Raw genomic sequence first — 3,929 nt, 5'->3', positions numbered from 1 at the left:
GCGGGTCCCGCCTCGGCGCGCGGTGGATTCGGCGGTGGCGGAGGTCCTGGAGGTGGCATGCGCGCTCCCGGTCAGGAGGGAACCGGCCAGGCTACGGGCCAGGCACAAGGCCAGGGTCAGCCGCCAGCAGCCGGTGGCCAGGCCGTCCAGCCGCCTCAGCAGAACGGTCAGTCCCAGAACGGTCAGTCCCAGAACGGCCAGCCCCGGACCGGCCGGCGGAACGCCATGCCCGAAGGATTCGGCGGCGGCGCGGGAGGTCGCGGCGGAGGCGGTATGGCGGGCCTGCTCAACGGTCAGAACGTCAGCTCCGAGGTCAAGACCGCCCTCAAGCAGAACGCCTCCGCCTACACCTGGGTCGCCGCCGCCATCGGCGCCCAGAACGCCGCGAGCTACCAACTCGCCACCGAGAAGCCGGTCATGGCGATCGGCGGCTTCAACGGCAGCGACCCGTCACCGACCCTCGCGCAGTTCAAGCAGTACGTCACCGACGGGAGGATCCACTACTTCCTCTCCGGAGGCGGCGGTCCCGGAGGCGGCAACTCCGCCATCACCACCTGGGTCGAGGACACCTTCAAGGGTCACCCTGGATGGCACGACTCTCTACGACCTGACTCAGCGGACGGCCGACTCCGCGACGACCTGACTCAGCGACGGTCTGACCCGACGACGGTCTGACCCGACGACGGCCTGAACCGGGGTTCCGGAAAGCCTCCTGTGCGGTGTGCGCGGCGGCATCAAGTCCCGTACACCGCACTAGGCATAGCATCGACGCCGGCCGGACTTCCGGACTCCGGCTTCCGGTTTCCGGTGGCGGGCCGCCCTGTCGTCCGGCCGCCGGAGCCGGTCATGGCCGGAGCCGGGCAGGTAACAGGAGTCCGGTCATCTCCGGCCGGAGGGAACCGAGGAGGCTCACCCATGGTGCCGGAAGCCGACCGAGCCGAGCGGCCGATCCGTATCAGCGTGTGGCTGGAGGGCAAGCCGTCCGGCCGTGGCCGCAGGAGCGAACGCTCGGCCGACCGGTCCACGGATCCCTCGGCCGCGCACTCCACCGGTCCGTCCACCGATCCGTCCACCGGTTCGTCGGCCGGGCAGGCGCCCAGCCCGTCGACCGGCATTTCCTCCAGCCCTTCCGCAGGCCAGCCCGCCGGGCTCGATCGCGACCGCATCACCGCCGTCTCGGTACGGCTGCTCGACGCGGAGGGCCTGGCGAAGTTCTCCATGCGGCGGCTGGCCGCGGAGCTGGGCGTGACCGCCATGTCCCTCTACTGGTACGTGGACACCAAGGACGATCTGCTCGAACTCGCCCTGGACCGCGTCTTCGGAGAGGTCCAGGTGCCGGATCTGACGGACGAGAACGCCGACTGGCGCGACCAGTTGCGCGAACTGGCCGTCAGTTACCGGACGGTGCTGGTCCGCCACGCCTGGGTCTCCCCGCTCGTCGGCAGATATCTGAACATCGGCCCGCACTCGGTGGCCTTCTCCGCCGCCGTCCGGTCGGTCATGCGCCGTACAGGCCTGGCGCCGCACGGCCAGATGGGCGCCCTGTCCGCGGTCTTCCAGTTCGTGTACGGATTCGGCACGATCGAGGGCCACTTCGTACAGCGCTCCGCCGACGCGGGCCTGAGCCAGGACGAGTACTTCCGGCAGGCGAAGGGCGCCATCGGCGAACAGCCGCGGTTCAAGGAGTCGTTCGAGAGCGCGGACGAGATCATGGCGGCGCGGGGCGGCGACACGGTGGCGGAGATGCGCGAACGGGACTTCACGTTCGCGCTCGAACTCCTCGTCGCGGGCATCGAGGCGATGCGCGCCCGCGGCTGAAAGATCGCCCCGGCGATCGCCCCGGCGCCGCAGGCGGCACGAGCGGCTACTGCGGCGCCAGCCTGGCCGGGAAGCCGCCGGTCGCGAGCGGGCCCCAGCGTTCGGGCGTGACGCGGATGATGGACTTGCCCTGCTTCACCATCGCCTGGCGGTACTCGTCCCAGTCCGGGTGCTCGCCCGCGATGTTCCGGTAGTACTCGACCAGCGGCTCGACCGACTCCGGCGAGTCGATCACCTCGGCGGTGCCGTCGATCTGTACCCACGGACCGTCCCACTCGTCCGACAGGATGATCAGACTCACGCGCTCGTCCCGCTTGGCGTTGCGCGTCTTGGCGCGCTCCGGGTACGTGGAGACGACGATACGGCCCGAGTCGTCGACGCCGCAGGTGAGCGGTGAGCCCTGAGGGCGGCCGTCGGAGCGGGTGGTCAGCAGGATCGCTCGGTGCCGAGGACGTACGAACTCCAGCAGCTCGTCGCGGTCCACGGCGGTGTTCGTTGCGATGTTGGGTGCCATGGTCCGCAGCCTACGACGTCCGACCGGCCGGGCCGGCTCTACGCCACCGGCAGGCTCTCGCCCTGCACCGCCTGGATGTCCAGCTCCACCCGTAGCGTCGTTCCGATCGCCGAGATACCCGCCTGCACCACCTGGTTGTAGTTCATGGCGAAGTCCTTGCGGCTCAGCTCCGTGGTCGCGCGGAAGGCCGCCCGTACACCGCCCCATGGATCGGGCCCGGTGCCCAGATAGCTCAGATCCAGGTCCACCTCGCGTACGACTCCGTGCAGCGACAGCCGGCCGTGGACCGTCCAGCGGTCGGGGCCCGCCGGTGTCAGTCCCGTACTGCCGTACATGATCTCCGGGAAGCGCTCCACGTCCAGGAAGTCGGGCGACTTGAGGTGCTTGTCGCGCAGCGCGTTGCCGGTGTCGATGCTCGCCGCGGCGATGACCGCGTCGACCCGCGAGCGCTCGTGCGCGTTCTCCTGCCAGCCGTCGGGACCACCGGTCCCGCCGATCTCGATCCGGCCGCCGAACTCCTTGAACCGTCCGTGCACGCTGGAGATCCCGAGATGCTGCGCCACCGCGCTCACCGACGAGTGTGCCGGATCGATGCTCCAGGCGCCGGGCGGCGGCAGCTCGACTCCGCCCTGCCGGGCCAGCACCACCGTGCCGACCTCGGCCCGCCCGCTCGCCGTCACCAGCGCGGTGGAGGCGACGGGCGTGTATCCGACGGCCGTGACGACGACGGTGTACGGGCCCGGCGCCAGCGCCACATCGGCCCGTACCGAGCCGTCCTCCCGGGCACCGGCCCGCACCACCTGCGCGCCGGTCATATCGGTCATGGTCACGACCGCGTGCTGAACGGCCCAGCCGTCCCGTGTCCTCACCTGTCCGCGAAGCCCCATCCCGCTTCCCTCCCTGCTCTCTCACTGGTAACGAGCCCCGGGCCCTGATGGGCCCGGGGCCCGCCCCGCTCGCGGTCACTCGCCGGATCTACCCGCTAGATCGACCTGCCGGATTGACCTGCCGGATCTACTCCCCAGGATGGGCGAGTTCGATGTCGTGCCCGTCGACACCGCGCCCGGTCACCGTCAGCGCGCCGGCCACCGGCGGATATCCGGTCGCGATGACCGTGTACTCGCCCGAGTCCAGATCGGCGAAGGCATACGCGCCGTCGTCCCCGGTCGTCGCCGTGGCGACCACGTTCCCGGCCGCGTCGACCAGCGTCACCCGGGCGTCCGGCGCGGGCCGCCGGGCGGCGCCCGCCCTGACGATGCCCTGGACCGTGGCGCCCGACTGGAGGAGCGCCTCGATCCGGGTCACTCCCTGGCCGCCGATCTCCACCGGCAGCGCCAGCGGCCGGAATCCGGTCGCGTTCACCGCGACGGTCACCGAGCCGGGCACCAGCTCCCCGAAGGCGAACTCGCCCTGGTCCACGGACTTCCCGGTGGCCAGCACATCGCCGCGCACATCGGTCACGATCACCATCGCGCCCTCGATGGGCAGCCCGCCGTCCGCGGCGCGCACGGTCCCGGCCAGACCGCTCGTACCGGAGAGCAGGATGTCGTACACGACCGGCTCGTCACCGACGACCACCGTGGACGCCTGCGGCTGG

General features: G+C 71.1%; 4 protein-coding genes and 1 pseudogene. 2 read left to right on the top strand and 3 right to left on the bottom strand.

Features of this window, described 5'->3' with window-relative positions; genetic code table 11:
* Both GA0115259_RS31680 and GA0115259_RS31675 read left to right on the top strand, forming a co-directional pair.
* Nucleotides 1-643, top strand: a pseudogene (locus GA0115259_RS31680) (glycosyl transferase); the annotation flags it as partial.
* 272 nt (nucleotides 644-915) lie between these two features.
* Complete coding sequence (locus GA0115259_RS31675; RefSeq protein WP_093603354.1) at nucleotides 916-1,818, top strand: TetR/AcrR family transcriptional regulator; 903 nt, start codon at nucleotides 916-918, stop codon at nucleotides 1,816-1,818.
* Nucleotides 1,819-1,864: 46 nt separating this feature from the next.
* On the opposite strand, the gene GA0115259_RS31670 is transcribed toward GA0115259_RS31675, so the two are convergent.
* From GA0115259_RS31670 to GA0115259_RS31660, 3 genes are all read right to left on the bottom strand, one after another.
* The gene (locus GA0115259_RS31670; protein WP_093603352.1) at nucleotides 1,865-2,332 is read right to left on the bottom strand and encodes a PPOX class F420-dependent oxidoreductase; all 468 of its coding nucleotides are present in this window, start codon (nucleotides 2,330-2,332) and stop codon (nucleotides 1,865-1,867) included.
* A gap of 38 nt (nucleotides 2,333-2,370) precedes the next feature.
* Nucleotides 2,371-3,219, bottom strand: a complete 849-nt coding sequence (locus GA0115259_RS31665) for a YceI family protein (protein WP_093603350.1) — start codon at nucleotides 3,217-3,219, stop codon at nucleotides 2,371-2,373.
* A gap of 127 nt (nucleotides 3,220-3,346) precedes the next feature.
* On the bottom strand, nucleotides 3,347-3,929 hold a 583-nt coding region (locus GA0115259_RS31660), incomplete at its 5' end, for an MSCRAMM family protein (protein WP_141716772.1).

The organism is Streptomyces sp. MnatMP-M17 (assembly GCF_900091995.1).
GTDB lineage: Bacteria > Actinomycetota > Actinomycetes > Streptomycetales > Streptomycetaceae > Streptomyces.
Note: the sequence above shows the minus strand (reverse complement) of the source record. Positions and strands in the feature narration are given on the sequence as shown.